We start from the raw sequence: 26838 nt of genomic DNA on the forward strand, positions 1-26838 counted from the left end.
TAGTCCTTATATGTTCACTCACTAGGCTGCATTCTTTAAGGAGCAGTGCTGCCTGTTATTGTTAAGCAGGGAAAGCTGTTCAGTTGACATTATAGACCAAACGGTCTATAATTATAAGCAGAAGGTGAGGAAGTCATGAAAAAAGCCTTAAAAACTCAGCTGACTCAGGAGCGGATCCTAGAGGCGGCCTTGATCGAATTTGCTCAAAAGGGTTACCGCTCTTTTCGGATCAATGAACTGTGTAAGAAACACGGCATTTCAAAGGGCGTGCTTTATCATAATTTTTCAGGTAAGGAAGAGCTTTATTTGTCTTGTGTGAGAGAGAGTTTTCAAAAAGCGGTCGCTGTCATTGGTGGAAAAGCTGATGACGTTCCCAGTCTATCAGACTATATGGAGAGGCGGCATCGTTTTTACAGAGAATTTCCCCATCATAGCCATGTCTTTTTTGAAGCTTGGCTGACAGCGCCGCCAGAGATTGCAGAGGCTATTGAGGCAGAGAAGGCTGTTTTTGAAGACTTGAATACAGAGGTCTCCCAGAAATTACTGGCTGAATCCAAATTAAAAGCAGCTATCAGTCCCTCACAGGCTATGGATTATCTGGCCTTTATTCAGCAGCTCTTTAGAAGCTATTATTTATTAGCTGAGACAGGCAATGATTTATCGTATTTTGTGAAAAAATATGAAACCGACCTGAATAAGGTTTTGGAACTGATGATTTACGGTATCTTAGAAGATGATAAAGAGTGATGATAAAGAGTGATGAGAAAGGATTAGGATTCATGATTAGAAGCCCAGTTTGAGGTATATTCCTCAAATCCATCGAAATAAAATAATATTTAAGAACAATAGGAGAATTCATATGTCTAAACAATTATCATGGTTGTCAATTTTTGCAGGAATCTTATCCATTATCACTGGTTTTTACCTTTTGGTAAATCCTGCCTTAAGTCTTTTATCTTTTGCCTTCTTGTTTGCCATTATTTTTTTGGTAAGCGGTATTTCTGAAATCAGTAAATATATCACAGCTGATAAGAAAAGAGGATGGGATTTGTTTAATGGAATAATGACGGTTCTTTTGGCTGTCTGGCTATTTTCGGGCAGCTTTATTGAAAAGGTTACCTTCATTCCATTTATCTTTGCCTTCTGGGCTCTATTTACGGGTGTTTCCAAAATGATTATGAGTTTTGAAGTTAAGAATGAAGATAAAAAACTTGGGAATACTTTACTCTGGACAGGGATTTTAGGCCTTCTGGCAGGACTTATCATGATGGGTCGTCCACTTATGACAGGTATTTTTGTGACCTATACCATAGCTTTTGTCTTTATCTATCAAGGTATCGTGAGTATCATTTTCTACTTCAAGTCTAAAAAAGGGTGATTAAAAAAGAAAGTCTATTATCTTAACATGTAAAGAGGGGAAGAGGCATGGTTAAAAAATCAGACAGGAAAAAGAAGCCTTATCAGATTTTGTGGCATATTATTAAGGTAACTCATTTTACAAAATTTATTTTGTCCTTTCTATGTTACCTTTTTATAGCGGCTGTGATTTTGCTTTTTACAGAGCCGGCAATTAAAAATTTTAGCGACAGTATCTGGTATTGTTTTGTCTCTTCCACAACTCTTGGCTATGGGGATATCGTTGTCACAACAGCCATTGGCAGAATTGTCAGCATTATTCTGGCTCTTTATGGCCTTCTCTTTTTTGGCTGTCTGTCGGGGATTGTGGTGACTTACTATATGGAGGTAAACAAAAACCTGCTCCAAAAAGATGATGAAAAAGACTAATTGCTTCTGTAAAAAGAATGTGAAAGGAATATAAGAGTGATAAAAAAACAAGATCTTTTCTTCTTGCTTTACGGTTGTTTTCTGAGCAGTCTGATTGCTTTGGCAGCCTTTCTTTTTTTAATGGCTGAGAAATTTGGTAGCCATCTGCTTTGGGAAAGCTGGGGGCACTCCGTGCCTTTTCCCATCCTCTATAAAGCTCTTTTACTGTTGCTTGGAAGCTGTCTTATTTATATCTTTAAGCGCAAATGGGGCAATCTTCCCCGAACAAGCCACGAGCTGATGAAAGAATTGAAAGAACATCAGACGGTCTCCTACCGCCATACTTGGCGCAGTCTGTTCTTGGCTCTGCTTATCCTTGTTATGGGAGCAGGAGTTGGGCCTGAGGCACCTTTGTTGGGGGCAGTCATTGCCTACTCTGTTTGGCAGGCAGATAAATTGCGCTATGTCAGAGCCCAGGCCAGCCAGTTTGCCCACTTGTCTGTCAAAGACAAACTAGTACGGCTTTTCCATCCTAGTCAATACCTTTTGACCTATCCAGTCAGCCAGCAGGGAATGGATAAGAAAGGGCGGCTGTTCTTTATCGTCAATGGCCTGCTTGTCTTTATCCTTCTCATGCAGATGACCGATCAGCCCTCCTTTATTACCAAACTGGGAGACAGCCATTGGCAGGCAAAAGAGCTCCTCTTGATTTTGCCATTGTTTCTCTATGGTCTTCTCTTTGGGCATATCTATCATTGGGGAGTGAAAAAAGTGAAAGCAGTGTTTGGAAAGTTTTCTATATCCTTACTGGGAAGAATCCTACTTGGTGCGGCTTTTATCTTTTTCATCTCCGTCTTTGCACCGTCTTTGCTTTTTTCGGGGCAGCATGCCATGCCCCTCGTTCTTGATATGGGTGTGGAGATGCCAGCCTTCGCTTTGATAGCTTTGTCATTGCTTAAGCTTCTCTTTTTGGAAGTTTGTCTTGGAACTGGCTGGACAGGAGGGGATATTTTCCCGGTTGCCTTTGCTAGTATCCTACAGGGCTTTGCCCTTGCCCAGCTTCTGCCAAGCTATGATAGCCTTTTTGTGGTCTTAGTGGTCAGTCTCTCCTTATCAATGCTTCTGCTGCAGAAAGAGTGGCTAGCAGGTGTCTTTATCTCACTCTTCTTCCCAATCAAACTCTGGCCAATTACCCTGCTTTTGATTATTTTATTTCGTGTGCTAAAAAAGTGGGGAGCTAGCAATATGAAACATTTAGTCTGATGATAGATTGGAGGGTGAGCTCTGTACCATCAGTAGATATGATAACAAACCTAAAAGATTTGCTAAGACTAAAAGACTGCGTAAGTTTGCTTGTGCAGTCTTTCTTTTAGAAAAGAAAATTATATTTAAAAAATTAGGATATTTTAAAGTGAGTAAAACCCACAGTCAGCAAACGCCGATTGTGGTTTTTTACCTGTAGTGAGACGGTTATCAACGATTGCGAAAGGGATACAAATGGTGTTTTCTGATAATCAGCATCCTTTGTCCAACTGCATGGGCTGAAGATATCTTCTAGCGATTGTGTGCAAAGGTAAGCGGCTATTTTCTATTTTGGCAGAAGATAAGGAAACTAGCAAGCTAATACTCAGTTAAAATCACAATCAGAATTTTTCCTTAGTTTCATTTCCTAGGTAGGGAGATCTAACCTCAAGAAAAAATTGAAACAAAAGGTTCCAACTCAAACAATGAAATGATGAACTAATTACTTCATTGCTAATCCTCCCTAGCTAATTGAGGTGTAACTAATATTTTTCAGATATTGAAAATAAGTAAGCATTAAAAGTCATTTTAGGCATCAGTGAAAAATAATGTTCAGCTGTTTTTTCTTTATCTCTAACAGGAGTAATTGTGCTATAATATTTCTTATGGAAATTATTGACAAAATTACTCAGGATTTAAATCTGAAAGAAAGTCAGATTAAGAAAGTTTTAGAATTAACAGCAGAAGGAAATACCATACCCTTTATAGCCCGTTACCGTAAGGAAATGACTGGGAACCTTGATGAAGTTGACATCAAGGCTATCATTGATCTGAATAAAAGCCTGACAGCCTTAGCAGAGCGTAAGACAAGTGTTCTAGCTAAGATTGAGAGTCAGGGTAAACTAACGCCCGAGCTGCAAGAGGCTATTGAAACAGCCGATAAGCTGGCCGATGTCGAAGAACTCTACCTGCCTTACAAAGAAAAAAGACGGACCAAGGCCACTATTGCGCGTGAAAACGGCCTCTTCGCCCTAGCGCGGCTCATTTTGCAGAATGTGCCGGATTTAAAAAAACAGGCTGAAAGCTTTGTCAATGAAACCTTCACGACAGCTGAAGAAGCTCTTGGCGGTGCTATGGATATCTTGATTGAAGCTTTAGCAGATGATACCAAGCTGCGTTCGTGGACCTATAATGAAATTTGGGCAAACAGTCTCATTTTATCAGACGTCAAAGATGCCGAATCAGATGAGAAAAAAGTTTTCCAAATTTACTATGACTTTTCGGAACGCGTTTCCAAAATTCAGGGCTATCGCGTTTTAGCACTCAATCGGGGCGAAAAACTTGGTATTTTAAAAGTACATTTTGAACACAATCTTGATAAAATGACCCGCTTTTTTGAAGCTCGTTTCAAGGACAAAAATGATTATATCAGACAAGTCGTGCAGGCAGCCCTCAAAAAGAAAATCCTGCCGGCCATGGAACGCCGGATTCGGGCAGAACTGACTGACAAGGCAGAAGACGGGGCTATTCAGCTCTTTTCTGATAATCTTAGAAATCTGCTGTTGATTCCGCCTTTAAAAGGGAAGATGGTGCTGGGCTTTGACCCCGCCTTTCGGACGGGAGCAAAGCTGGCTGTTGTTGATCAAACGGGGAAATTAATAGCAACGCAGGTCATCTATCCTGTTCCTCCGGCCAGCCGGGCTAAGATTGATCAGGCAAAAGCTGATTTGGCTAACCTGATTGCAGACTGTGCTATTGAGGTTATAGCTATCGGCAATGGGACAGCCAGCCGGGAGAGCGAAGCCTTTGTGGCAGAAGTGCTCAAGGATTTCCCCGGAGTTTCTTATGTTATTGTCAATGAAAGCGGTGCATCGGTCTATTCTGCTTCTGAATTAGCCCGGCACGAATTTCCGGAGCTGACTGTTGAAAAACGTTCGGCTATTTCAATTGCCAGACGCCTGCAGGATCCATTGGCAGAGCTGGTCAAAATCGATCCTAAATCTATCGGAGTCGGTCAGTATCAGCACGATGTCAGCCAGAAGAAATTAGCAGAAAATCTTGATTTTGTGGTGGAAACAGTGGTCAATCAGGTCGGCGTCAATGTCAATACGGCCAGTCCGGCTCTGCTATCACATGTTTCCGGCCTCAATAAGACCATTTCCGAAAACATTGTCAAATACCGAGAAGAAAACGGGCGCCTGACCTCCCGCAAAGACATTCAAAAAGTGCCCCGCTTAGGAGCCAAAGCCTTTGAGCAGGCGGCCGGATTCTTGCGGATTCCTAATGCTGACAATATTTTGGATAACACGGGTGTTCATCCGGAATCCTACGGCGCTGTGGAAAAACTTTTTTCCTTACTCGAGATTACAGAATTGGATGACTCTGCTCAGGCGAAACTTCGGTCTGTAGATATTGAACAAAGAGCTGCAGAGATTGGTCTGGGGCAAGAAACCTTAAAGGATATTATTGCCGATTTGCTCAAACCCGGCCGTGATTTGCGCGATGATTTTGCTGCCCCTCAGCTGCGGCAGGATGTGCTGGAATTAGCTGATTTAGAAATCGGGCAGCAGCTGGAAGGGACCGTTCGCAATGTTGTTGATTTTGGGGCCTTTGTTGACATTGGTCTTCATGAAGACGGTTTGATTCATATTTCGCAGATGAGCAGTCAGTTCGTTAAACATCCCAGTCAGGTCGTAGCAGTTGGTGATGTTGTCAGAGTTTGGGTTTCAAAAATTGACCAGGAACGTGAGAAAGTTAATCTTTCTTTGGTGGCTTTAAATGAACTTAACTGAATATGTTAAAGACGTTTCCCGTCAGGATTTCGGGATGGAATTCCAGCATAAGGCCCTTTGGAATTCACGTTTGCAGACGACCGGCGGACGTTTTTTCCCACAGGATGGGCATCTGGATTTCAATCCTAAATTCTGTAAAAAGGGTGATGAAGAGACCTTTCGGAAAATTGTTCGTCATGAACTTTGCCATTATCACCTCTATTATGCAGGCAAGGGGTACAGGCATCGGGACAAGGATTTCAAGGAATTATTGCTCAAGGTTAACGGTATCCGCTATGCACCGAGTCTGAGAAGCAAAACTTTTTACTATTCTTATCAATGTCAGAACTGCGGGCAAGTGTATCAGCGAAAAAGGCGCATTAATACAGAAAAATTTGCCTGCGGCAGCTGCCAGGGCAGATTAAGTCCGCAAAATCAGTCGCAAGGCTGATGCCAAACTTTTCTCAAATGTTATACTAGTATTGTCAATGAAGTTTATGACAGATTTTTAAAGGGAATGAGAAGGTAAGGTTTTAATGACAAAGGCTATCTTTTATAAGCAAAGAAAAAATCGGATGATTTGCGGCGTAGTGGCAGGCTTGGCCGATAAGTACGGCTGGGATTTGCCCATTGCCAGAGTTTTGACAGCTCTTTTTGTTTATTTTTCAGGGGGCTTTGGTATTATTCTCTATATTATTTTGGCAATCTGTCTGCCCTATAAGGAAGATTTGGGAAAGAACGGACAGTCAGGCAGTTATCATCAGGGACCGCGCAAACGCAAGGATGCTGAGGTTATTGATGATAAAGATAAAGGAAAGTGGTTTTGGTGATAGCACAGGCAGTCTAAAAAGCAGCATCTGTTTCAGAGATTCTTAGAACAGGAAAGAGTCATGAGTAATCTGCCGGTAAAAATACAGCCGGCTGGCTAATTTTATTTTTAGATGCTATCCAATTTGAGGAAAACGAGCTATTTTATAAGCAATAGAACCCTGTCAGCCTCCCTTATTATCGAAGGCTGACAGGGCTCTTTTTCTTTTACAGCGAAAATCCCATTTTATAGCTATTTGTGGTATAATAGGGTGCTAAGGAGGTAGTATGTCAGTTACAGTACAGATGTTGGTGGACAAGGTGAAATTAGATGTTGTTTATGGCACCGCTGAGCTCTTGCAAAAGACGATTGCAACAGCTGATATTTCCCGTCCGGGTCTTGAAATGACCGGTTACTTTGATTATTACGCACCCGAACGTATCCAGTTACTGGGAATGAAGGAATGGTCCTACTTAACACAGATGACCTCGCATAACCGCTATTCTGTTTTAAAAGAAATGTTTAAGACAGAAACACCGGCTGTTATTGTAGCCAGATCTCTCGCCATTCCGGAGGAAATGCTCAAAGCGGCTAAGGAAAAGGGTATAGCTGTTTTACAAAGTCACGTTCCTACCAGTCGGCTTTCAGGCGAAATGTCCTGGTATTTAGATTCCTGTCTGGCTGAGAGAACCAGTGTCCACGGTGTTCTTATGGATATTTATGGCATGGGTGTTCTCATTCAGGGAGACTCAGGTATCGGTAAGAGCGAGACAGGTCTGGAACTTGTTAAACGCGGTCACCGTCTGGTTGCTGATGACCGAGTTGATGTCTATGCTAAAGACGAGGAGACCCTTTGGGGTGAGCCGGCTGAAATTTTGCGGCACCTGCTGGAAATCAGAGGGGTTGGGATCATCGATGTGATGAGCCTTTACGGAGCCAGCGCTGTCAAAGATTCTTCACAGGTTCAGCTGTCTATTTACCTTGAAAATTTTGAAAAGGATAAAATCTTTGACCGTTTAGGAAACGGCAATGGAGAAGTCGAAATGTCCGGCGTTAAAATTCCCCGTGTGCGCATACCAGTTAAGACAGGACGAAATGTTTCAGTTGTTATTGAAGCTGCTGCCATGAATTACCGTGCTAAACAGATGGGCTATGATGCGACGAAGACCTTTGAAGATCGTCTGACACATTTGATCGGTCAAAATGAGGTGCGAAATGATTAATCCCATTGCCGTTCAGATTGGACCTATAGCCATTCGCTGGTATGCCATTTGTATTGTAACAGGGCTTATTTTGGCTGTTTATCTTACAGGGCTTGAAGCACCTCAAAAAAACATCAAAAAAGAGGATGTTTTAGACTTTATTTTAATCGCTTTTCCTTTAGCCATTATTGGCGCACGGCTTTACTATGTGATCTTCAATTGGGATTATTATGCTAAAAATCCCAGTGAAATTCTAGCCATTTGGCAAGGCGGCATTGCCATCTATGGCGGATTGATTACAGGAGCTGCTGTGCTCTTTGTCTTTTGTTACTACCGGATGATTAAGCCGATTGATTTTCTGGATATTGCAGTACCGGGAGTAATGCTGGCGCAGGCCATTGGCCGCTGGGGAAATTTTATTAATCAGGAAGCTTATGGCAAGGCTGTTGCCCATCTCAATTATCTGCCTGAATGGATCAAAAAGCAGATGTATATTGATGGCCACTACCGCACGCCAACTTTTCTTTATGAATCTCTGTGGAATTTGCTGGGATTTGCCATTATTATGAGTTTGCGCCACAGACCCAATCTTTTAAAAGAAGGAGAAATAACTTTCTTTTACCTGATTTGGTATGGCTGCGGCCGCTTTGTTATTGAGGGAATGCGAACAGACAGCCTCATGTTTATGAATCTGCGGGTATCGCAGGGGCTTTCTGCGCTGCTGGTTGCTGTTGGAATTATCCTCGCTGTCTATCGGCGCCGCCGTCAAACAGTACCTTACTATCAGATAGCTCGAAAAAGTTAGTTAGATTAGGAGAAAATTATGTGGGAAATTGCTTTATTGATTATTGCTATTGCCTTTGCTGTTTTAACTGTTTTTATCATTCTTTTGCTCAGAAAAATTTCAGATACTGTTGATGAATCTCGGCAAAGTTTGAAGGTTCTGACGAGCGATGTCAACGTAACGCTTTATCAGACCAATGAACTGTTAGCTAAGACCAATGTACTGGTAGAAGACGTTAACGGCAAGGTTCAAACTATTGATCCGCTTTTTACAGCCATAGCTGATTTATCAGAAAGTGTTTCTGATCTTAATCAGCAAGCTCGCTATTTTAGCCAAAAGGCAAGCAATGCTACCTCTAATGTTGGCAAGGCAGGAGCAGCTTATACAGTTGGCAAAGTAGCTTCTAAATTATTTAGGAAGAAAGGAAAATAATTATGGGTAAATTTTTGAATACAGTTATCATCGGTGCTGCATCAGGCGCTGCGGCAGCTTACTTTCTCTCTACAGATAAGGGAAAACAATTTAAGCAAAAGGTCAAGGAAACATTGTCGGCCTATAAAGAAAATCCTGAAGAATACCATCAATACGCCGCTCAAAAAGCTAATGAGTATAAGTCGGCAGCGGTCAATACTGTTAAGGATTACAAAGAAAAAATGGCAGCCAATGAGCTGACAAAAGATGATGTGGTATCTGCCGTTAAAGAAAAGGCCTCTCAGGTAGGAGACTTTGCTAATCAAACTTTGTCTGAAGTCAAGGATCGTCTGTCTCAAGCTGCCGAAAAGTCAGAAAAAACAGCTGAAGCAGTGAAAGCTGAAGTTGATGATATTGTGATTGATTACCAAGAAGAAGCAGAAGCTGCAGACAATATCAAAGATTAAAAACGCAGTTTTCTCTAGCTTTTGAGACTGTCAGTTATAGAAGGGAGCGAGCAGATTACTGAAAAAGACTGCTTGTTATCGCTTGACTATATCTAAAACCACAAAAAAGAAAGCGGGATAAAGTAAATATCTCCCTGTCAAATAACAGTTGAATAATAAAATTAAGCAGGGGTCTGATTCCTAAATAATATGGGAGTCAGGCCTTTTCAATTACTTTGACTGCATTTAGAGTTGATACTATAAGCAAATGAGGGGCAGCCAGTTTCAGTTTATCTTCAAGCTTAATTGCATAAAAAAACACCTCAACTGTTAGCTTTTTAGACTAACGGTGAGGTGCCGTTGATTTTGTTTGAGCTTCATTTTGCTGGCAGAAGTCCACTTTTTTATTATCAAGATTTAAGGCGTTTCAGACCGGCTTGTGCTGCTGATGTAATTCCCCAGCTAATCAGCAAGGACAGCGGGAAAGCAAAGACAGGAGAGAACTTAGCAACTAGAAGAATAAAACAGGTCAGGATTGTTACGACACAGAAAAAAGCCAGTTTAGCGAAAAAAATAAGTTCGTCTAGCTTTGTTCTGCTATCATCAAAATCTTGAAATTCTTGATATTTAGGTGTCAGATCTTCTTGATAATCAAGTTCTTCATAATTTTCTGTCTGCCTGTTCAGATTTGCTGACATGAGTTCCTCCTCTGGATATTCCTTAACATCTTATCACAAATTGTGAAGTTTGTCATCTGTTTTCTGAAATTTTTTTTGTAAAAAGCCTTCTTTCGCTTTTGATAGGGCTTTAAATTTTTAAAAAAGTGGCTTTTTATCTTAAATTTGATACAATAATAGGTATGGAAAAAATTGTTATTACTGCAACTGCAGAATCTGTTGAACAAGTCAAAGAATTGTTAGACGCTGGTGTAGACCGCATCTATGTCGGTGAGAAAGATTATGCTTTGCGTCTGCCGCATACTTTTAACTATGATGAGCTGCGGGAGATTGCTGCGCTGGTTCATGGAGCTGGGAAAGAGCTTACGGTTGCCGCCAATGCTCTCATGCACCAGGAAATGATGGATAATATCAAGCCTTTTTTGGAATTGATGAAGGAAATTCAGGTAGATTATCTGGTGGTTGGTGATGCCGGGATTTTTTATGTTAATAAGCGTGATGGCTATCATTTTAAGCTGATTTATGACACATCTGTTTTTGTTACTTCCAGCCGTCAGGTTAATTTTTGGGGGGAGCATGGAGCTGTAGAAGCTGTCTTAGCGCGTGAAATCCCTTCAAAAGAGCTTTTTTCCATGTCTGAGAATTTAGAAATTCCCGCTGAAATCTTGGTTTACGGGGCTTCTGTTATTCACCATTCAAAACGGCCCTTGATTCAAAATTATTACAATTTTACGCATATAGATGATGAAAAATCAAGAGAACGCGGTCTTTTTCTGGCTGAACCTAGCGATCCGGAATCGCATTATTCGATTTACGAAGATAAGCATGGAACGCATATTTTTATTAATAATGATATTGATTTGATGACAAAACTCCCAGAGCTGACTAAGCATCATTATTGTCATTGGAAACTGGATGGTATTTACTGTCCGGGACAGAATTTTGTGCAGATTGCTAAATTATTTGTCAAGGCACGTACCTTGATTGAGGAAGGTATTTTTACGCAAGATCAGGCCTTCCTCTTTGATGAAGAAATTAGAAAACTCCATCCCAAGGGCCGTGGTTTAGATACTGGTTTTTATGATTTTGACCCTAATCTAGTGAAATAAAAGAAAGAGATAGATAATGATACAAACAAAGAAAAAAAGGCCGGAAGTTTTGTCACCGGCTGGAACTTTAGAAAAACTTAAAGTTGCTGTAGATTATGGAGCAGATGCTGTTTTTGTCGGCGGTCAGGCCTATGGTCTTCGCAGTCGTGCTGGCAATTTTTCCATGGAAGAAATGGCCGAGGGCATTCATTACGCTCATGAACACGGTGTAAAGGTCTATGTAGCTGCCAATATGGTAACCCATGAGGGCAATGAAACTGGAGCTGGTCAATGGTTTCGGGATCTGCGTGATTTAGGTCTTGATGCTGTTATCGTATCAGATCCCGCCTTGATTGCCATCTGTGCGGCGGAGGCACCCGGTTTAGAAATTCATTTGTCTACACAGGCTTCGTCAACGAATTATGAAACATTTGAATTTTGGAAGGAACTGGGGCTGACACGTGTGGTTTTAGCACGTGAAGTTACCATGAAAGAACTAGCTGAAATACGCAAACGTACCAGTGTTGAAATCGAAGCCTTTGTACACGGTGCCATGTGTATTTCTTATTCAGGGCGCTGTGTTTTATCAAATCACATGAGCCATCGTGATGCCAATCGGGGCGGCTGCTCACAATCCTGCCGCTGGAAATACGATCTTTTTGATATGCCTTTTGGCCAGGAACGCAGGTCGCTGAAAGGTGAAATTCCTGAAGAATTCTCGATGTCAGCTGTTGATATGTGCATGATTGAACATATTCCCGACATGATTGAAAACGGTGTTGACAGCCTTAAGATTGAAGGCCGTATGAAATCCATTCACTATGTCTCTACAGTGACCAACTGTTATAAGGCGGCTGTTGATGCCTACCTTGAAAGTCCGGAAAAATTTGAAGCTATCAAAGAGGATTTGATTGACGAATTATGGAAGGTAGCTCAGCGGGAATTGGCAACTGGCTTTTACTACAGTACCCCAACTGAAAATGAGCAGCTCTTCGGAGCGCGCCGTAAGATTCCGCAATATAAATTTATCGGTGAAGTTGTTGACTTTGATGAAACAAGTATGACAGCAACCATTCGCCAGCGCAATGTTATCAATGAAGGAGACCGAGTTGAATTTTACGGACCGGGTTTTCGGCATTTTGAAACCTTTATCCAAGATTTGCATGATGCTGACGGTGTTAAAATTGAACGTGCCCCTAAACCTATGGAGCTCTTAACGATTACAGTGCCTCAGGCAGTAAAAGCAGGGGATATGATCCGTGCCTGCAAGGAAGGCCTGGTAAATTTATACAAAGAAGATGGCAGCAGCGTGACGCTCAGAGCCTGATGTGTCTTAATACTCTTTGAAAATCAAAGGTTGTTGACTTCGCTTTGCCGTACTTCAGTACTGTCTGCGGCTCGCTACTTAGTCCAATCTTGATTTTCTTTGAGTCTTAATTAATATAAAAGAACCCCTAAGGTTAGCCAGAGAATCTAATCTTAGGGGTGAGTTTATTGGATCTGTTTTTACCTGCAAATCAGCTCAGTTTTTGTGAATCTCTGACGGTTTTTGGGACCAGAGTTAAGCGTTTGATGTCTGAGATACTGATAATAGCTGATATATTTTTTTGGAAATTTTTTAAAATGAGCTTATTGTTCTCTTTGTCATATTTGACAATATCTCCCGTAAAACTCTTATCAAGATAGATTACATGGACCGCTTCGTGCTTTTTTTGTGCCTGCAAAATCGTATGTAATAATTGATTGGTTTTTAAAATAATATCAGGAGATTTTTTGGTGGGTTCAATGAATTCTCTCACATGCTCTAAAATGGTTTGTAAAAATCTTTTCATGGTATTTTCTCTAAAAAATTGTTAGAATGATTATACCTTATTTTAGGTTAAAATAAAATACTTAATTAAAAATTGTAAGAAAAACGATAAATTTAAAAGTTTTCCGTTTTCACAGTCTTTCTTACGAATATAATGATAGGAGGAATATATGGCAGAATTTACCTTTGAAATTGAAGAAAAATTATTGGTCCTGTCTGAAAATGATAAGGGCTGGACCAAGGAACTCAACCGTGTCAGCTTTAACGGCGCACCGGCCAAGTTTGATATCAGATCTTGGAGTCCGGATCATACAAAGATGGGCAAGGGCATCACGCTTACCAATGAAGAGTTTGATGTTTTAGTCAATGAATTTAGAAAATGAAGCCGAAGCACAGCATTGCTTCGACTTTTTTTCTTTGCCCTAAAGGCGGAGCTTCTCTTGCTTAAAAGACTGTGCTTAAGATTAGCTGCAAATTGAGGACTGTCAGTAAAACAGCCACTCCGTATGCGAGATAGGTATTCCATTTGGCATTGACAAAGTCCCCCATGATTTTTTTCTGGGAGGTAAAATAGACCAGTGGAAAGATAGAAAAAGGCAGAGCGACAGACAGAAAAACTTGTGAGTAAACGATGAGCTGGTCTAAAACCTTTTCCTGACTGCCGTAAATAATGGCAGCAATTAAAACAGGAAGCAGTGCTAATAGACGGGTTACCAAACGAATGAGCCACTGGGGCATCTTTAAATGCAGGAATCCCTCCATTACAATCTGACCGGTCAGTGTTCCGGTAATGGTTGAATTTTGGCCGCTGGCTAAAAGAGCAATGGCAAATAATGTTGACAAAAAGGAACTGGCAACAGCTCCGGCAATGCTGTGATCAGCAAGAGCATTGTACATTTGTGAAAAGGCACTGATTTCACTGGCATGCCCATAGAAAAGCGATGCTCCGAGAATCAGTAGGAGAGAATTAACAATAAATGCCAAGCTTAACTGAATGTTGGAGTCCCAAGTCATGAATTTTACGGCCTGCTGAATGGAAGATTTTTGTTTGTAGTCCACCCGGCGTGTCTGTGAGATAGATGAGTGGAGGTAGAGGTTATGCGGCATAACAGTAGCGCCAATAATACCTAGGGCCAGGGTCAGTCTGCTGTTGTCAGCAGTTCTGGATAGATCAAAGATTGAAGTGCTGGGAAGGTAGCCTTTAAAAATACCAGCCGCACTGGGATGAGAAATAAAGACGAGGTAAGCAAAAATAAGCAGAATCGTCAAGATTAAGGTTGAAACAATCGCTTCAATCTTTCTAAACCCTAATTTCATAATGGAAAGAAGTAGAAAAACATCCAAAATAGTAATGAAAATTGAAAACAGTAAGGGCCAGCCAAATAAGAGGTGCAGGGCAATGCCTGAACCGATGACTTCTGCTAAGTCAGTAGCCATCAAAGCCAGCTCAATAATGACAAATAAAAGGTAGCGTAAGCCCTTAGGAAGATGAGCTGCTGTAGCCTGTGCTAAGTCTTGACGTGTCACAATGCCTAATTTTCCAGCCATTTGCTGCAGCTGCATGGCAATAAGGGAGGAGATTAGAACAACCGATAAAAGCAAGTATTTATAACTGGCTCCGCCGACAACGCTGGTAATCCAGTTGCCAGGGTCCATATAACCAACCGCAACAAGGGCTCCCGGCCCTAAAAAAGCTCTCAGAGTTATCCAGAAAGAAGCGTTTTTAGGAACTTTAACACTTTGATTGACTTCGCTGAGGGACTTTTTCTTAGGAATCGTAGAAGACGAATGAGCTTTCATTTGAAAATCTCTTTTCTAAATAATACTTTTATCTCAGTATAGCATAAAAACTCTAAAAAGTTAAGGATAACAAAGTAAAAAATTAGGCATGCTTTATTTAATAGAAAAATAAAAAGGTTGGTCAGCGATGAACCCGTTTCACAAGTGAGCATAAAACCCAAGCTGTGTCTGCTGTTCAGCGTCTCCAAACTCATTTTAATTATTTTTACCAGCTAATCTTTCTTGTGATCCAAAATATCCTTGATGCCAATGAGGATAAAAACGATACCGAGAACCGCAAAGATGTAGTGCTTTTGCAAGAGCCCATAGATGATAAAAATAGCAGCCGATAAAAAAGAAATATAATATTTTTTCATGTTAATGATTAATTGGCAAATGAGCGGGAGGTCAAATGTCCTTTCTTTAAGAGTAAGTATAAAAAAACTCCGATTTCATTGTATCATGAAAAGCTGCTGGAAACCAGCAATTGGAAATAAGATGATGTCCTGCAAGGTCATCCAAAAATCCAGCCTGTTAACCAAGCTGGACTTTTTAATGTGCCTAGCAACAGAAAAAGAATGCCTGTATGGGTTTGATACAGCAGTTGATTATGAAAGAGAAAATATTGCTGATGTCATTCAAGCAAAGATAGCTGGTCTAGGTGTGGATCTCATTATCAACCCTCTGGGGCAAAGTTTTGCAGATAGAGATAATGATATGCTCGCGTTCAATGGGGACTCAGTCTGTACTGGTGCATCGCCAATGCAAATGCGATGGATAAATTATTTTCACGTGGCTTGGGAGGTCATTTAACTTTTATAGGGGCTGCTCATCAAAGCGGAAACATGCAACAAAAGAAAGATTTAGGACAAATGGCAAAAGCAGTGTTGTCATTAGTTTCTGAAAGAAAATTAAAAGTTCCAATTGCTCGCTCATTTACCGTTAGCATTAGCAACATTAGAAAAAGAACCACCTGTTGGAAAGTTTGTTGTTAAAATTAAGTAATAAAGTAAATTTCAGTATGAAGAGACAAAAACAACTAAAAGGAGAGCAGGTTCTTTTTAAGATTATTCAGATCTCAGACAACTATTAAATATATTTACCTTATTTTGTATAACTTTGGTGTAATGATGATTTGTATTAGTGAGAAATATTCACAATTAGTTTTCATCAAGAAATTTGTACTATTCTTTTATCTAATTTAATGTGATGATTGATATATTAAGAATCAGGGGCGTGAGCAAAATATTTGAAACGCACATTCGATTTTGTTAAACTAATTTCAATCAATCGATTGAGCAAAATCGTTATAAGGAGGTTACATTGATACAAACACAAGAAACAATAGGTGATAGACTCCAAGAGCAACCATCATCTCTGCTTTTAGAACACAACCTCTGCTTTTCTTTGTATGCAGCTTCGAGAGAATTTATCAACCGTTACACGCCTTTGTTGGCTAATATCGGACTAACCTACACACAATATGTGGTCATGATGGTTCTCTGGGAAGAACACAGCATTGTCACACGTGAACTGCGTGATAGGGTTTTCCTAGACAGTGGTACTCTAACGCCTGTCCTAAAGAAATTAGAGGAAAAAGGGTTCATCACAAAGGAGCGTTCGCAAGCAGATGCTCGTGACTTGATTGTCACCCTCACTCAAGAAGGTACATACCTAAAGCAAGCCGCTCTAGCTGTCCAAGCTGAAATTGCTAAAAACTTTAAGGGCAGTACGGACAATGATAAGCTTTTGCAATTGCTCCAAGAACTGATGGAGACATTCCGACAAGAACGAAAGGGAAAGTAAACAGTGATGACAAAAATCGTTTATGCAAGCCGCTCAGGTCATGTTGAGAAAATCGTGAACCAACTGGGTGTGGCAGATGCCTTGAAAATCGAAACAGGCGAAGAAACACTTGACGGGGACTATGTGATTTTCACGTATTCTACAGGACGGGGTAAAACGCCCAAGGTTGTTGAGCAGTTTTTAGCGCATAATCCAGGCGTCAAAGCCGTTGTTGGGAGTGGTTCCATGGCAAAACATGCTGAAACCTTCAATTTTGCAGCAGAAAACATTGCTAAGGCCTACAAGGTACCAATCTTAGCCAAGTTAGACGGCGTGGGGACATCTCAAGAGATTGAAGACTTGGCTAAAAGCTTAGCAAATTGTAACCACCTAGGAAATTGATTAGATAAAAAGGAGAACTCATTATGACAATCGTACAAACAGCTGTATTTACCGTAGACAAAGACTACCAAGAAGCTTTTCTTGAAAAAATCAAACGCGATGTTGCTTCTCTTAAAGCGTGGCCAGGCAATTTGGCAGCTGAGGGCTGGCAAGGCGAAGACAAGGGAGATAGCATCGAATTTATTCTCTTATCAAAATGGAACTATAAAACTGATTTTGAGGCATGGATGAGTCGCCCAGGTCACAAAGAAGGACACTCAGACCCAAAAACACAGGAGATTCGCAAGCACGTCTCACGTAAGGCAAACACTTATAAAGTCTTGGCTGACTAAACAAAGAAATAGGAGAAAAAACATGAACTATGATGTGATTTTTATCGGAAGCGGCCATGCTAACAACCACGGTGCCCGTCTGTTAGCTGCAGCAGGAAAAAAGGTCGCTATGATTGAGGCAGACAAATTTGGCGGTGTCTGTACCAACTATGGCTGTGATGCCAAAATTCTCTTAGATGGTCCCTTTGAGTATTTAGATGGGCTGAACAACTATCAAGATTTGGGCCTGAAAGCGGATGTGAAGATTGATTGGGCAGCCATGATGGCTCATAAGCGCAAAACTCTGGCTGGCTTTCAAGAGGTATTTCCGTCCATGTTCAAAAGTTTGGGGATTGATATTATCAATGGACGGGGAAGACTGGTTGATAACCACACAGTTGCTGTTGGCGATCAGCACTACACGGCTGACTATATCATCATCGGGACTGGTGCCCGCAATGCTAAGCTTAATATTCCGGGCAAAGAGTTTACGCAGGGTAGTGCTGAATTTTTAGATTTGGACGCTTTGCCTGAACACATGATTGTAATTGGTGCAGGTATTATTGGGATGGAATTTGCCTCAATGGCCTTGTTGGCAGGCAAGCAAGTGACCTTCTTTGAATATGCCAATCGGCCGCTTTTAGCTTATCCAGAGAAATATGTCCAAAAAATCGTGACTAAATTTGAAGCCCAAGGCGCAGTTTTCTACTTTGGTCAAGCTATTTCCCAAGTTGAAAAAGTGGATAGTGGTTTGCGTGTGACGATAGCTGAAGGTCTTTCAGCGACAGGCGATTTCGTGCTGGATGCGACAGGACGTATCCCTAACATTGAAAACCTGGGCTTGGAAAATTTGGGTATCGAAGCCAGCCCACGAGGGATTAAGGTGGATGACCACATGCGTACTGCTATACCAAATATCTATGCCTCAGGTGACGTTGTTGACAAAACCATTCCCAAATTAACACCAACTGCTGAGTTTGAATCTAATTATATCGGCCGTGATATCTTAAATCCCAATGGACCATCCATTTCCTACCCCGTCATCCCTAACCTTGTCTTTACTCTGCCACGCATTGGTCAAGTTGGAGTTACTATCGATGAGGCAAAAGCCCATCCTGACCAATACAAATTGGTTGAAATCCCATGGGGAGAACAGCACGACTGGGTCAACAACCATGAGCTGGACGCTGAGTTGGCGCTGATTTTTGATAGGGAAGATTATCTGGTGGGTGCAGCTGCGATTTCCAGCCAAGCTGGTACTTGGTTGGATTGGCTGACGCCTATTATTGAGAAAAAGATGACCGCCAAAGATCTGGGCAACATGATTATGTCCTTCCCAACCCAGACCTATATGCTCTGGTCAACCTTAACATCGCTTTTAAGAGCACATTAACCAAAAGCTCTCTTTTATCATGAGTAAACAGTAACAAGGAGGTTACCCTTTGACAGAAGAATCCAAAGAAGCATTACGTAAGCGTATCAGCGATTTGGCCTACGAGGTCACGCAGAACGCAGCAACCGAACGTGCTTTTACAGGGGAATACGATAAGTTCTTTGAGAAAGGCATTTACGTTGATATTGTGAGTGGCGAGCCTTTGTTCTCTTCTACTGACAAGTATGATTCAGGCTGTGGTTGGCCGGCCTTCACCAAACCTATTAGCAACCATCGGGTGAGCAACCACGAAGACCATTCTTTCGGTATGCGTCGTATCGAAGTTCGCAGTCAAGAAGCTGATTCGCACTTGGGACATGTTTTTAACGACGGTCCCCTTGACCGCGGCGGTCTGCGCTATTGCATTAATTCTGCTGCGCTCAAGTTTATTCCTTATGAAGAGATGGAAAAAGAGGGCTACGCAGATTATATGGCTGTCGTTGAATAAGCACTTAGTATTGAAATGGAGGAAGCATATGAAAATAATTTATCTAGCAGGGGGCTGCTTTTGGGGTGTTGAAGGTTACTTTGACTTGATTGACGGTGTTGTGGAGACTCGTGTGGGCTATGCCAACGGTCAATCTGAAGCGACGTCTTATGCTTTGATTGATGCCACAGATCATGCGGAAACTGTCGCTGTCACTTACGACCCGGAACGTATCACACTGCGTGAGCTGCTCCAGCATTATTTCCGCATTATTAACCCTTTCTCTATCAATCGTCAAGGCAATGATATCGGCCGTCAATACCGTACAGGTATTTATTACACCGATGAAGCTGACAAAGCGGTTGCAGAAGAAATCATGCAAGCCGTCAGTCAAAAAAACGATAGCCGTCCTCTGGCTGTTGAGTTAGAACCCCTGCGTCACTTTATAGATGCTGAGGACTATCACCAAGATTACCTCAAGAAAAATCCCAATGGCTACTGCCATATTGATTTAGGATTAGCGAAAGTCCCTATTGCAAAGGGTGAATAAAGACTGGTTTGCCGGTTACTAAATCAAAACTAATTAAAACCTAGCAGCTATGAGGATCTAATCAGTTTAAGGATTTTTAAAAATATCAAAGTCACTAGATTTGAACCATTCAAAAAACCGAACATCTGACCTAAAAAATTGATTCTAGGATAAGAGTGTTCGGTTTTTCTATTGCTTTATCACCATTTTTACGCTTTTTCAAGTCTTAAAAATTGGTGTTAAGTTTTGTCAATTATGAGCTGACAAGCCCTTCAAATCAACGTTTTCGACCTCAATTATTTCATTGTTGGGAATAACAGTACATCGCGGATGGTAGTGGTATCAGTGAGAAGCATGACTAAGCGGTCAATGCCGATCCCCAGCCCGCTGGTTGGTGGCATGCCGTATTCAAGAGCTTCAATGTAGTCATAGTCGATGCCTGTAGCTTCGTCGTCTCCCAGTTCTTTGGCGGCAGCCTGAGCCTTGAAGCGTTCCAATTGATCGATAGGGTCATTCAGCTCGGTAAAGGCGTTGCCGTATTCATGACACATGATAAAGAGTTCAAAACGATCTGTGAAGCGTGGATCATCAGCATTTTTCTTAGCTAAAGGCGAAACTTCAACAGGATGGCCGTAAACAAAGGTAGGCTGAATGAGCGTTTCTTCGACCAATTCCTCAAAGAAGGCATTGATAATGTGGCCGACAGAAGTGTAATGTTTTTCAAGCGGTACATTTTTTTCCTTGGCCAAGGCTTCTGCCTCTTTTAAGGTCATTGGCTGCCAGAAATCAACACCAGTTACTTCCTTGATTAAGTCAACAATGTGAGCGCGTTTAAAGGGCTCGTTGATTTTGATTTCGGTACCTTGATATTCAATTGGACCATCTCCTTTGACAGCCTTAGCAACATGCTGAACAATGCCCTCGGTTAAATCCATAATATCTTCAAAATCAGCATAGGCCTGATAGACCTCAATGGAGGTAAACTCAGGATTGTGAGTAGCATCCATACCCTCGTTGCGGAAGATGCGGCCAATTTCATAGACACGCTCCATACCACCGACAATCAGCCGCTTAAGATGAAGTTCGGTAGCAATCCGAAGCACCATGTCCATATCCTGAGCATTGTGGTGAGTGGTAAATGGTTTTGCAGCAGCACCGCCTGCCTCGTTGTGGAGAACAGGTGTTTCCACTTCTAAGAAACCAAGATTATCAAGGTAGCGGCGGATTTCTGAGATGATTTTTGACCGAGTGACAAAGCGCTCAAAACTGTCGCGATTTGAAATCAAATCAAGGTAGCGTTTGCGGTAGATGGTTTCAACGTCTGTCAATCCGTGGAATTTTTCAGGAAGGGGACGAAGAGCCTTAGACAGGTGAGTGATATGCGTCGCCTTGATGGAGAGCTCACCCATATCGGTGCGCATGATTTCTCCTTCAACACCTAAGAAATCCCCAATATCGGCCTTTTTGAAAATCTGATAATTGTCATCGCCGACGGTATCTTTACGCACATAAATCTGAATTTGGCCTTGGCGGTCCTGAAGGTGGGCAAAACCAACCTTGCCTTTGCCGCGTTTGGTCATGAGACGGCCGGCGATAGTGGCTCTTTCATTAATGTCGTGCAGTTCTTCTTTTGATTTGTCAGCATATTTTTCTTTTAATTGACCAGAAGTAGCAGTACGCTCGAAACGTTTGCCAAAGGGATCAATTCCCTGTTCAGAAAGGGCAGCCATTTTTTCACGGCGGACAATCTGTTGATCATTTAATTCTTCTGTATGTTGATTTGACATGTTTTCCTCCAAAAAGTTTTCCTATTTATTTTACCATAAAATAAGGACATGTGATATAGGAAAATCTGCGAAAGTGCTTTGCTGGAGAGAAAAAGAGTTAAAAAATCAAAGTACAAGTGCATTCTGGAAATACAAGGCAAACGGCAATAGAGTGACTTTAGGGAAAGTCGAAGACAACAAGCTTTCTCAGTAGCAGTATAACAGTGTATTAGCTTTTGGCAAGCACTTCACTTCAGGAAGTTTTACTTATCAGATTTCCGAAGCTGGCCAAGGGCAAGTAAAGCAAAAGATGGACTTTGAACAAATTGATTAACAATCATGAAGCAGAAATTTATTTTGCATTATGCTGACTGTGAAATAAATCCTTAAAACAAGGGGCTTAGTTCTGCAAAGGCCTGCACTAAGCCCTTTTAAGTGCCTGAAATTCCATAGACAGAAAAAAGCTGAAGCTGGCTTTTCAAAGGAAAAAAAGATTTACTGTTTTTTTGTTCTTATTTCAGCTTGATAAAATGGGGCTTAGGCTTTGTCAAAGGATGACTGAGTGTAAAATAAGGAAATAGCTTATGCTGCTCAAATAGCTGATAAAGATTTTGAAAAAAGGCTGAAAAAATAGTATAATTTTTTAGAATTAAGATTTAGAAAGAATGACTTATGATTAGTGCTATTGTTTTTGATGTTGATGACACTATTTATGATCAGCAGGCGCCTTACCGAATTGCTGTTGAAAAATGTTTTCCTGATTTTGATATGACTCAGATCAATCAGGCTTACATCCGTTTTCGCCATTATTCAGACACAGGTTTTCCGCGGGTAATGGCTGGGGAATGGACAACTGAATACTTCCGTTTCTGGCGCTGTGAGCAGACCCTTTTAGAGTTTGACTACCGGCAGATCAGTGAAGATGAGGGAAATCATTTTCAGGAAGTTTATGAAAAAGAACTTGATCAGATTACAATGCTGGATGAAATGCGTCTGACACTGGATTTTCTGAAAGAAAAGAATATTCCCATGGGCGTTATTACCAATGGTCCGACGGAGCATCAGCTGAAAAAAGTGAAAAAATTAGGGCTCTATGATTATGTTGCCCCTAAGCGGGTCTTGGTCAGTCAGGCAACGGGCTTTCAAAAACCGCAGAAAGAAATTTTTAATTTGGCTGCTGAGCAGTTTGATATGAATCCGGATACGACTCTGTATGTAGGAGACTCTTATGATAATGATATCATTGGTGCTCATAACAGCGGCTGGCATTCTATGTGGTTTAATCACCGGGGCCGCCGCTTAAAGGCTGGGACAAAGCCTGTTTTTGATTTGCAAATCGATTCCTTTGAGCAGCTTTATGGGGCTGTGAAAGTTTTATTTGACCTGCCCAGCCATAAATTTATTTTTGACACAAATGATCGCAATAATCCTGTCTTGCAGCTGGGAATTAACAATGGTCTTATGATAGCTGCAGAACGCTTACTTGAGAGCAATATCAGTATTGACAAGGTTGTTATTCTGCTTAGACTGGATAAAAACCAAGAAAAGGTGCTGCGTTTGAAATATGCTAAGTAGAGACTGTTCAAGTATAGGGCTCACTTAGTAAGTGTTTAAATACAGTTTGGCAAAACTAAAAAGAGAGTGGACAGAAATCGATTCTTTAAATGACTCATTTCTGTCCACTCTCTTATTTTAAGCTGTTCGGCCTGAGACAGTTCATTAGACAGTTGTAGATCCGCCTTCGCATAGTTGATTCAGGTAATTGCTACCACTTGCAAGGCAGCACAGTTAATGGACCAAAGGTCTCATTAACTAATGATAGTCGCTATAGTGGACTGCCTAACCACCTTACTAGCTTTTCTCGTAGTATTATAGTATTATCGACTACTCGAACGCGCATCGCAAGGCAAGGGATGAGGGTTTCTCGCCAACCACTGCGCTAATCTGAAACTTGGCATATAATAAGGCTGGGACATGTTAGTCTCAGCCTCTTTTGAAAAGGTATTAAATACTTTGTTTTAGAACTGCTTTTTTATAAGAAGTATCGTTCCAAGTGATCAGCTCGAAATGTTTAAAGTCTGCTGTTTCTAAAATGGTGACACTGGCATTGTCAAGCCCGCCGTCACGGCGAAGCTGAGCGGGTTCGCAGCCTAAGAGTGACTGAATAGCAGCTGTCAGTGTAGCTCCGTGGCCCACCAGTAAAATATTTTGAGCCTGCAAATCTTTCAGCGATTTAACAAAGTTGGAGATGCGGTGCGTTACACGGTAGACAGACTCAGCATCAAATATGGAATGATCGAACTGTGCCAGATTATGGCGGAAAGCCTTCATTTGTTTAGGATAGATGGAGCTGACCAGACTGATTTTTTGACCTTCCAGTTTGCCTAAATTCCATTCTCGCAGGTTTTTGGTATAGGTGATATCCATTGGATAAAGGTTTTCCTGGGTGATAATTTGGCTGGTTAACTTAGCACGTTTGAGGTCACTGGAATACACTCTGTCAAATTTGATATCTTTCAAATAGTGTCCCAGAAGCTTGAGTTCCTTAACAGAGCTCTCCAGAAGCGGCGAGTCTCCGCCGGCGCCCTGAAAGCGGCCTTCCAAATTCCATTGCGTTTTTCCGTGTCTGACAAAATACAGTTTCACAATTCTTACATCTCCCAAATCTAATCAATAATTTCAACACCAAAAGGAAAAAGACTGATACGGGCCATCTTTACCGATTGTACCGCGAAAGGAATTCCGATAATGGTTATGCAAAGGACAGCAGCGCTGGCCAGATGCAGCAGAGCCAGTTCCCATCCGACCAGTAAAATCCAGATAATATTGCCTAAGAGGCTGGAGAAACGGTTGGAAAAGACGATTGTTTTGCCAAAAGGAAAAAGGCCGAAAGAGCCGATTTTAAAGCACTGCAAGCCAAAAGGAATTCCTAAAACGGTGATACAAAGCAACAGTCCCACTGCATACCAAGCAAGGGCAGCCCAAAGTCCAGCACAAAAGAACCAAATAATATTTCCAAGTACTCTCATTTTCTACTCCTTAATATCAGCGAATTGAGCATGGACAAAGTCTGCTAAAACTTGGCTGTCAATGCGAATAGAACGGCCGATTTCACCAGCTGATACAATCATTTTCCCCTTTTCAAGAGCCGTGCTGTCAATATAGATAGGAAAAGAATGTTTTTGCCTGATGCCAACAGGATTATTTGCACCGTGGATGTAGCCGGTTGTTTTTTGCAGTTCCTTTTGCGGAATCATACTGACCTTTTTGTTGCCGGATATTTTAGCCAGCTTTTTTTCAGACAGGTGCTCTGTGATGGGAATGATTCCGATAATTGGGCCTGTCTTATCGCCTTTTAGAGCCAGCGTTTTAAAAATATCTTCCTCTTGGATATCTTCCGGCAAATCTCCTTCTAAGGCATTGATGGCTAAACTATCGTGCTCTATTTTTGCTTTATCTAAAATTTGATCAACCAGTGTTTTTTTCAGCTTGTGCTTTTTACTCATTTGTATTTTTCCTCAAGTTTGCTCATCCAAGCACCCAAAGCAATACCGGCAATGCAGCACAAGGCAGCCAGTAAGAAGGTCACCCAGCTGCTGCCAGCATAAGAGATGCTCTCAGCATTTCTTGGATTTGGAATAATAATCAAAAGCGTACTGGAAATGACCAGTCCTAAAATAAAGTGATAAACACGGGAATGATAATGGTTCAAGGCATAATCCATAGCCTTTGAAAAGAGCAGCACAGCTGCCATACCACCGATAGCAATCGGCAGAAAAACACCCGCCAAATCAAGGTTTTTAAAACCAGTCAGCATGGGTGAGTAAAGGCCCATGATTAAAAGGAGATTAGATGGACTGAGACCCGGAACCAAAACACCGAGGGCAATTAGGACACCAGCAAGGATAAAACTAGCAAAGTTAGCTGGAATAGTACCGACCAAGTCATTTAAGAAGTAGAGCAAAAGACCTGAAACCAAAAAGGTTCCTAGCAGCCAGATCCAGTCCGTCTTATCGCGTTTAGATTTTTGAGTGGACTCAGCAAACAGGGTTGGCAGAGTTCCAATAATCGTTCCTGTAAAGGCCCAAAGAACAGGAACTTGATAATGTTCCAGCAGGTATTCTAAAGGTGCAGAAAAAAGAGCAATCCCCAGAATACCGCCGATTCCTACAGGGATAAAGAAAAGAACGTTTTTGACAAAATCTTTTGACAAGTGTGCCAAAAATGAAATAATACGCTCATACAGCCCTAAAATAGATGCCAATACCCCGCCAGATACGCCAGGCAGAATAAAGCCCAAGGCAATGATAACCCCTTTGATTAATCTTGCTATCCAAGAAATCATGATTTCCTCCAAAATAAAATAATATACCTTCCCATTATATCATTTTAAAGCTGATTATAATAGGCTTGAATTAAATCCAGAAAATTCTCTGCAGAATAATCGCTGGCAAAAAATTTTTCAGCCGCCGTATTCCAGTAGTCATCTGGATCTTGATGGTCAGTTCCGCCTAAATAGCTAGACACCATCTGGTGCGTCCAGACAGTTCCCGAAGCATCTTTTTTGCCCAGAGTAACTGGCAGCTGGTATTTTTTTAGCATGACGGCTGTATAATAAGCAGCATTCGCTAACTGTCTGGCGAAGTCTTCTTGGCTGTGCTCGCGTATCAGTTCAAACTGAAGGTAATAAGGATTGCCTTTAGGACCGGCACCTTGAGCCATATAGCGATCATCGGCGATCTGAAAAATATTGTCTTTGTCAATAAAGCTGTGGACAAAGACACCGGCTGATTTGTAATTTTGCTTCATATAAGAGACCTCGCTTTGAAGAGATGAGCTGTCGTTGCCGGTATCGTGAATAATGATGCCTTTTGGCTGGCCAGACGAACCAAAATAGGTTTTTTTAGCAAAGCGAGAATAGATATCTTTAGTGATTTCTGCATGAGGATAATTTAAGCGGGCAATGTATTGATTGATGGTATTAGTCTGCCGAAGTTGAAGGTTCTTAGCATCAAGATAATAGCTGCGCCCCTTTAATGTTATTTTAGCCAGAGTGACTTGTTTGCCCTTTAATTTTGTCAGAAAATAGCTCTCCACTTGTACGGTCGCATTTTGTTCCAATTTGTCGGCAGCCAAATCAAATAAATAGGGATAGAGCATCGGTGAAGAATCGGCTGTAATAGTTGCCTTTTGATTAACTTTATAAGAAGCAGAAACATGAAAGTGATGCTGGTAAATAAAAAAAGTAAGTCCCAAGAGAGCAAGCAGGAGTCCTGCAAGGATTGGATACTTCATTTGCTTTTTCTTTTTGCGCTGCCGGCTGCGCCGGCCTTTAGCAGAAGATTGTCTTTTTGTTTTTCGTTTTTTAGCCATATCATTATAATAACACGATTGCTTCAAAAAA

32 protein-coding genes and 2 pseudogenes are annotated in these 26838 nt (G+C 41.4%); 24 read left to right on the forward strand and 10 right to left on the reverse strand.

Annotated elements, in window-relative coordinates:
- The first annotated feature begins 135 nt into the window (after positions 1–135).
- From SRA_RS02840 to SRA_RS02890, 11 genes are all read left to right on the forward strand, one after another.
- On the forward strand, positions 136–747 hold the full coding sequence (locus SRA_RS02840) for a TetR/AcrR family transcriptional regulator (protein ID WP_003087449.1): 612 nt from the start codon (positions 136–138) through the stop codon (positions 745–747).
- Between the two features lie 112 nt (positions 748–859).
- Positions 860–1378 carry an HdeD family acid-resistance protein gene (locus SRA_RS02845; RefSeq protein ID WP_003087452.1) on the forward strand — a complete coding sequence of 173 codons (519 nt, stop codon included), beginning with the start codon at positions 860–862 and terminating at the stop codon, positions 1376–1378.
- Between the two features lie 47 nt (positions 1379–1425).
- The gene (locus SRA_RS02850; protein WP_003087454.1) at positions 1426–1785 is read left to right on the forward strand and encodes a potassium channel family protein; all 360 of its coding nucleotides are present in this window, start codon (positions 1426–1428) and stop codon (positions 1783–1785) included.
- 36 nt (positions 1786–1821) lie between these two features.
- Entirely contained in the window at positions 1822–3027 is a 1206-nt protein-coding gene (locus SRA_RS02855; RefSeq protein ID WP_003087456.1) for a chloride channel protein, read from the forward strand.
- 644 nt (positions 3028–3671) lie between these two features.
- Positions 3672–5798 (forward strand): Tex family protein, encoded by a 2127-nt coding sequence (locus SRA_RS02860; protein WP_003087457.1) that lies wholly within the window; start codon positions 3672–3674, stop codon positions 5796–5798.
- Entirely contained in the window at positions 5785–6228 is a 444-nt protein-coding gene (locus SRA_RS02865; protein ID WP_003087459.1) for a SprT family protein, read from the forward strand. Before SRA_RS02860 ends, SRA_RS02865 begins: the two co-directional genes overlap by 14 nt.
- An 85-nt stretch (positions 6229–6313) precedes the next feature.
- Positions 6314–6607 carry a PspC domain-containing protein gene (locus SRA_RS02870; protein WP_003087461.1) on the forward strand — a complete coding sequence of 98 codons (294 nt, stop codon included), beginning with the start codon at positions 6314–6316 and terminating at the stop codon, positions 6605–6607.
- A 265-nt stretch (positions 6608–6872) separates the two neighbouring features.
- On the forward strand, positions 6873–7808 hold the full coding sequence (hprK, locus tag SRA_RS02875) for an HPr(Ser) kinase/phosphatase (RefSeq protein WP_003087463.1): 936 nt from the start codon (positions 6873–6875) through the stop codon (positions 7806–7808).
- Positions 7801–8592, forward strand: a complete 792-nt coding sequence (gene lgt, locus SRA_RS02880; protein ID WP_003087465.1) for a prolipoprotein diacylglyceryl transferase — start codon at positions 7801–7803, stop codon at positions 8590–8592. The genes hprK and lgt overlap by 8 nt, the downstream gene beginning before the upstream one ends.
- A gap of 18 nt (positions 8593–8610) precedes the next feature.
- Complete coding sequence (locus SRA_RS02885) at positions 8611–9003, forward strand: DUF948 domain-containing protein (protein WP_003087467.1); 393 nt, start codon at positions 8611–8613, stop codon at positions 9001–9003.
- Positions 9004–9005: 2 nt separating this feature from the next.
- Complete coding sequence (locus tag SRA_RS02890) at positions 9006–9449, forward strand: YtxH domain-containing protein (protein ID WP_003087470.1); 444 nt, start codon at positions 9006–9008, stop codon at positions 9447–9449.
- A 389-nt stretch (positions 9450–9838) separates the two neighbouring features.
- On the opposite strand, the gene SRA_RS02895 is transcribed toward SRA_RS02890, so the two are convergent.
- Complete coding sequence (locus tag SRA_RS02895) at positions 9839–10126, reverse strand: DUF3270 domain-containing protein (protein WP_003087472.1); 288 nt, start codon at positions 10124–10126, stop codon at positions 9839–9841.
- Positions 10127–10287: 161 nt separating this feature from the next.
- Here SRA_RS02895 and SRA_RS02900 point away from each other — a divergent pair, with 161 nt between their 5' ends.
- Both SRA_RS02900 and SRA_RS02905 read left to right on the forward strand, forming a co-directional pair.
- Positions 10288–11214, forward strand: coding sequence for a peptidase U32 family protein (locus tag SRA_RS02900; protein WP_003087473.1), 927 nt, complete (start codon positions 10288–10290; stop codon positions 11212–11214).
- Between the two features lie 16 nt (positions 11215–11230).
- On the forward strand, positions 11231–12520 hold the full coding sequence (locus tag SRA_RS02905) for a peptidase U32 family protein (RefSeq protein WP_003087474.1): 1290 nt from the start codon (positions 11231–11233) through the stop codon (positions 12518–12520).
- Between the two features lie 190 nt (positions 12521–12710).
- Here SRA_RS02905 and SRA_RS02910 read toward each other — a convergent pair whose 3' ends face one another.
- Positions 12711–13025, reverse strand: coding sequence for a hypothetical protein (locus SRA_RS02910; protein ID WP_003087476.1), 315 nt, complete (start codon positions 13023–13025; stop codon positions 12711–12713).
- 148 nt (positions 13026–13173) lie between these two features.
- Here SRA_RS02910 and SRA_RS02915 point away from each other — a divergent pair, with 148 nt between their 5' ends.
- Entirely contained in the window at positions 13174–13386 is a 213-nt protein-coding gene (locus tag SRA_RS02915) for a YdbC family protein (RefSeq protein ID WP_003087478.1), read from the forward strand.
- 61 nt (positions 13387–13447) lie between these two features.
- Here SRA_RS02915 and SRA_RS02920 read toward each other — a convergent pair whose 3' ends face one another.
- Both SRA_RS02920 and SRA_RS10345 read right to left on the reverse strand, forming a co-directional pair.
- Positions 13448–14803: an Nramp family divalent metal transporter gene (locus SRA_RS02920; protein ID WP_003087481.1), complete on the reverse strand. Its 1356-nt coding sequence runs from the start codon at positions 14801–14803 to the stop codon at positions 13448–13450.
- 212 nt (positions 14804–15015) lie between these two features.
- On the reverse strand, positions 15016–15159 hold the full coding sequence (locus tag SRA_RS10345) for a hypothetical protein (RefSeq protein WP_003087484.1): 144 nt from the start codon (positions 15157–15159) through the stop codon (positions 15016–15018).
- A gap of 85 nt (positions 15160–15244) precedes the next feature.
- Here SRA_RS10345 and SRA_RS02930 point away from each other — a divergent pair, with 85 nt between their 5' ends.
- The 8 genes and pseudogenes from SRA_RS02930 to msrA form a co-directional block, all read left to right on the forward strand.
- Entirely contained in the window at positions 15245–15595 is a 351-nt protein-coding gene (locus SRA_RS02930; protein WP_225310745.1) for a hypothetical protein, read from the forward strand.
- The gene (locus SRA_RS10145) at positions 15556–15777 is read left to right on the forward strand and encodes a hypothetical protein (RefSeq protein WP_126417916.1); all 222 of its coding nucleotides are present in this window, start codon (positions 15556–15558) and stop codon (positions 15775–15777) included. Before SRA_RS02930 ends, SRA_RS10145 begins: the two co-directional genes overlap by 40 nt.
- A gap of 328 nt (positions 15778–16105) precedes the next feature.
- Entirely contained in the window at positions 16106–16588 is a 483-nt protein-coding gene (locus SRA_RS02935) for a MarR family winged helix-turn-helix transcriptional regulator (RefSeq protein WP_003087487.1), read from the forward strand.
- Positions 16589–16594: 6 nt separating this feature from the next.
- Positions 16595–16969: a class Ib ribonucleoside-diphosphate reductase assembly flavoprotein NrdI gene (locus SRA_RS02940; RefSeq protein WP_003087488.1), complete on the forward strand. Its 375-nt coding sequence runs from the start codon at positions 16595–16597 to the stop codon at positions 16967–16969.
- Between the two features lie 23 nt (positions 16970–16992).
- The gene (locus SRA_RS02945; protein WP_003087489.1) at positions 16993–17301 is read left to right on the forward strand and encodes an antibiotic biosynthesis monooxygenase family protein; all 309 of its coding nucleotides are present in this window, start codon (positions 16993–16995) and stop codon (positions 17299–17301) included.
- Between the two features lie 22 nt (positions 17302–17323).
- On the forward strand, positions 17324–18673 hold the full coding sequence (locus SRA_RS02950; RefSeq protein ID WP_003087491.1) for a dihydrolipoyl dehydrogenase family protein: 1350 nt from the start codon (positions 17324–17326) through the stop codon (positions 18671–18673).
- 49 nt (positions 18674–18722) lie between these two features.
- On the forward strand, positions 18723–19160 hold the full coding sequence (msrB, locus tag SRA_RS02955; RefSeq protein WP_003087493.1) for a peptide-methionine (R)-S-oxide reductase MsrB: 438 nt from the start codon (positions 18723–18725) through the stop codon (positions 19158–19160).
- Positions 19161–19188: 28 nt separating this feature from the next.
- Positions 19189–19674, forward strand: a pseudogene (gene msrA / locus SRA_RS02960) (peptide-methionine (S)-S-oxide reductase MsrA); the annotation flags it as partial.
- Between the two features lie 290 nt (positions 19675–19964).
- Here msrA and lysS read toward each other — a convergent pair.
- On the reverse strand, positions 19965–21455 hold the full coding sequence (lysS, locus tag SRA_RS02965) for a lysine--tRNA ligase (RefSeq protein ID WP_003087497.1): 1491 nt from the start codon (positions 21453–21455) through the stop codon (positions 19965–19967).
- 88 nt (positions 21456–21543) lie between these two features.
- Between lysS and SRA_RS09910 the strand changes: the two are divergent.
- Together SRA_RS09910 and SRA_RS02970 are read left to right on the forward strand one after the other, a co-directional pair.
- Positions 21544–21768, forward strand: a pseudogene (locus SRA_RS09910) (hypothetical protein); the annotation flags it as partial.
- Positions 21769–22106: 338 nt separating this feature from the next.
- Positions 22107–23009, forward strand: a complete 903-nt coding sequence (locus tag SRA_RS02970; protein WP_003087499.1) for an HAD family hydrolase — start codon at positions 22107–22109, stop codon at positions 23007–23009.
- A gap of 429 nt (positions 23010–23438) precedes the next feature.
- On the opposite strand, the gene SRA_RS02975 is transcribed toward SRA_RS02970, so the two are convergent.
- From SRA_RS02975 to SRA_RS02995, 5 genes are read right to left on the reverse strand one after another with little or no spacing between them, the layout of a single operon-like run.
- A complete protein-coding gene (locus tag SRA_RS02975) occupies positions 23439–24080 on the reverse strand; it encodes a histidine phosphatase family protein (protein WP_003087501.1) in 642 nt (213 codons plus the stop codon).
- 20 nt (positions 24081–24100) lie between these two features.
- Positions 24101–24463, reverse strand: a complete 363-nt coding sequence (locus SRA_RS02980) for a YccF domain-containing protein (RefSeq protein WP_003087503.1) — start codon at positions 24461–24463, stop codon at positions 24101–24103.
- A gap of 3 nt (positions 24464–24466) precedes the next feature.
- Positions 24467–24940 carry a YbaK/EbsC family protein gene (locus SRA_RS02985; RefSeq protein WP_003087506.1) on the reverse strand — a complete coding sequence of 158 codons (474 nt, stop codon included), beginning with the start codon at positions 24938–24940 and terminating at the stop codon, positions 24467–24469.
- The gene (locus SRA_RS02990; RefSeq protein WP_003087508.1) at positions 24937–25779 is read right to left on the reverse strand and encodes a DUF368 domain-containing protein; all 843 of its coding nucleotides are present in this window, start codon (positions 25777–25779) and stop codon (positions 24937–24939) included. Before SRA_RS02990 ends, SRA_RS02985 begins: the two co-directional genes overlap by 4 nt.
- A gap of 44 nt (positions 25780–25823) precedes the next feature.
- Positions 25824–26807, reverse strand: coding sequence for a peptidoglycan recognition protein family protein (locus SRA_RS02995; RefSeq protein WP_003087510.1), 984 nt, complete (start codon positions 26805–26807; stop codon positions 25824–25826).
- Positions 26808–26838: the final 31 nt, after the last annotated feature.

This window comes from Streptococcus ratti FA-1 = DSM 20564 (assembly GCF_000286075.1).
In the GTDB taxonomy this organism is placed as follows: domain Bacteria; phylum Bacillota; class Bacilli; order Lactobacillales; family Streptococcaceae; genus Streptococcus; species Streptococcus ratti.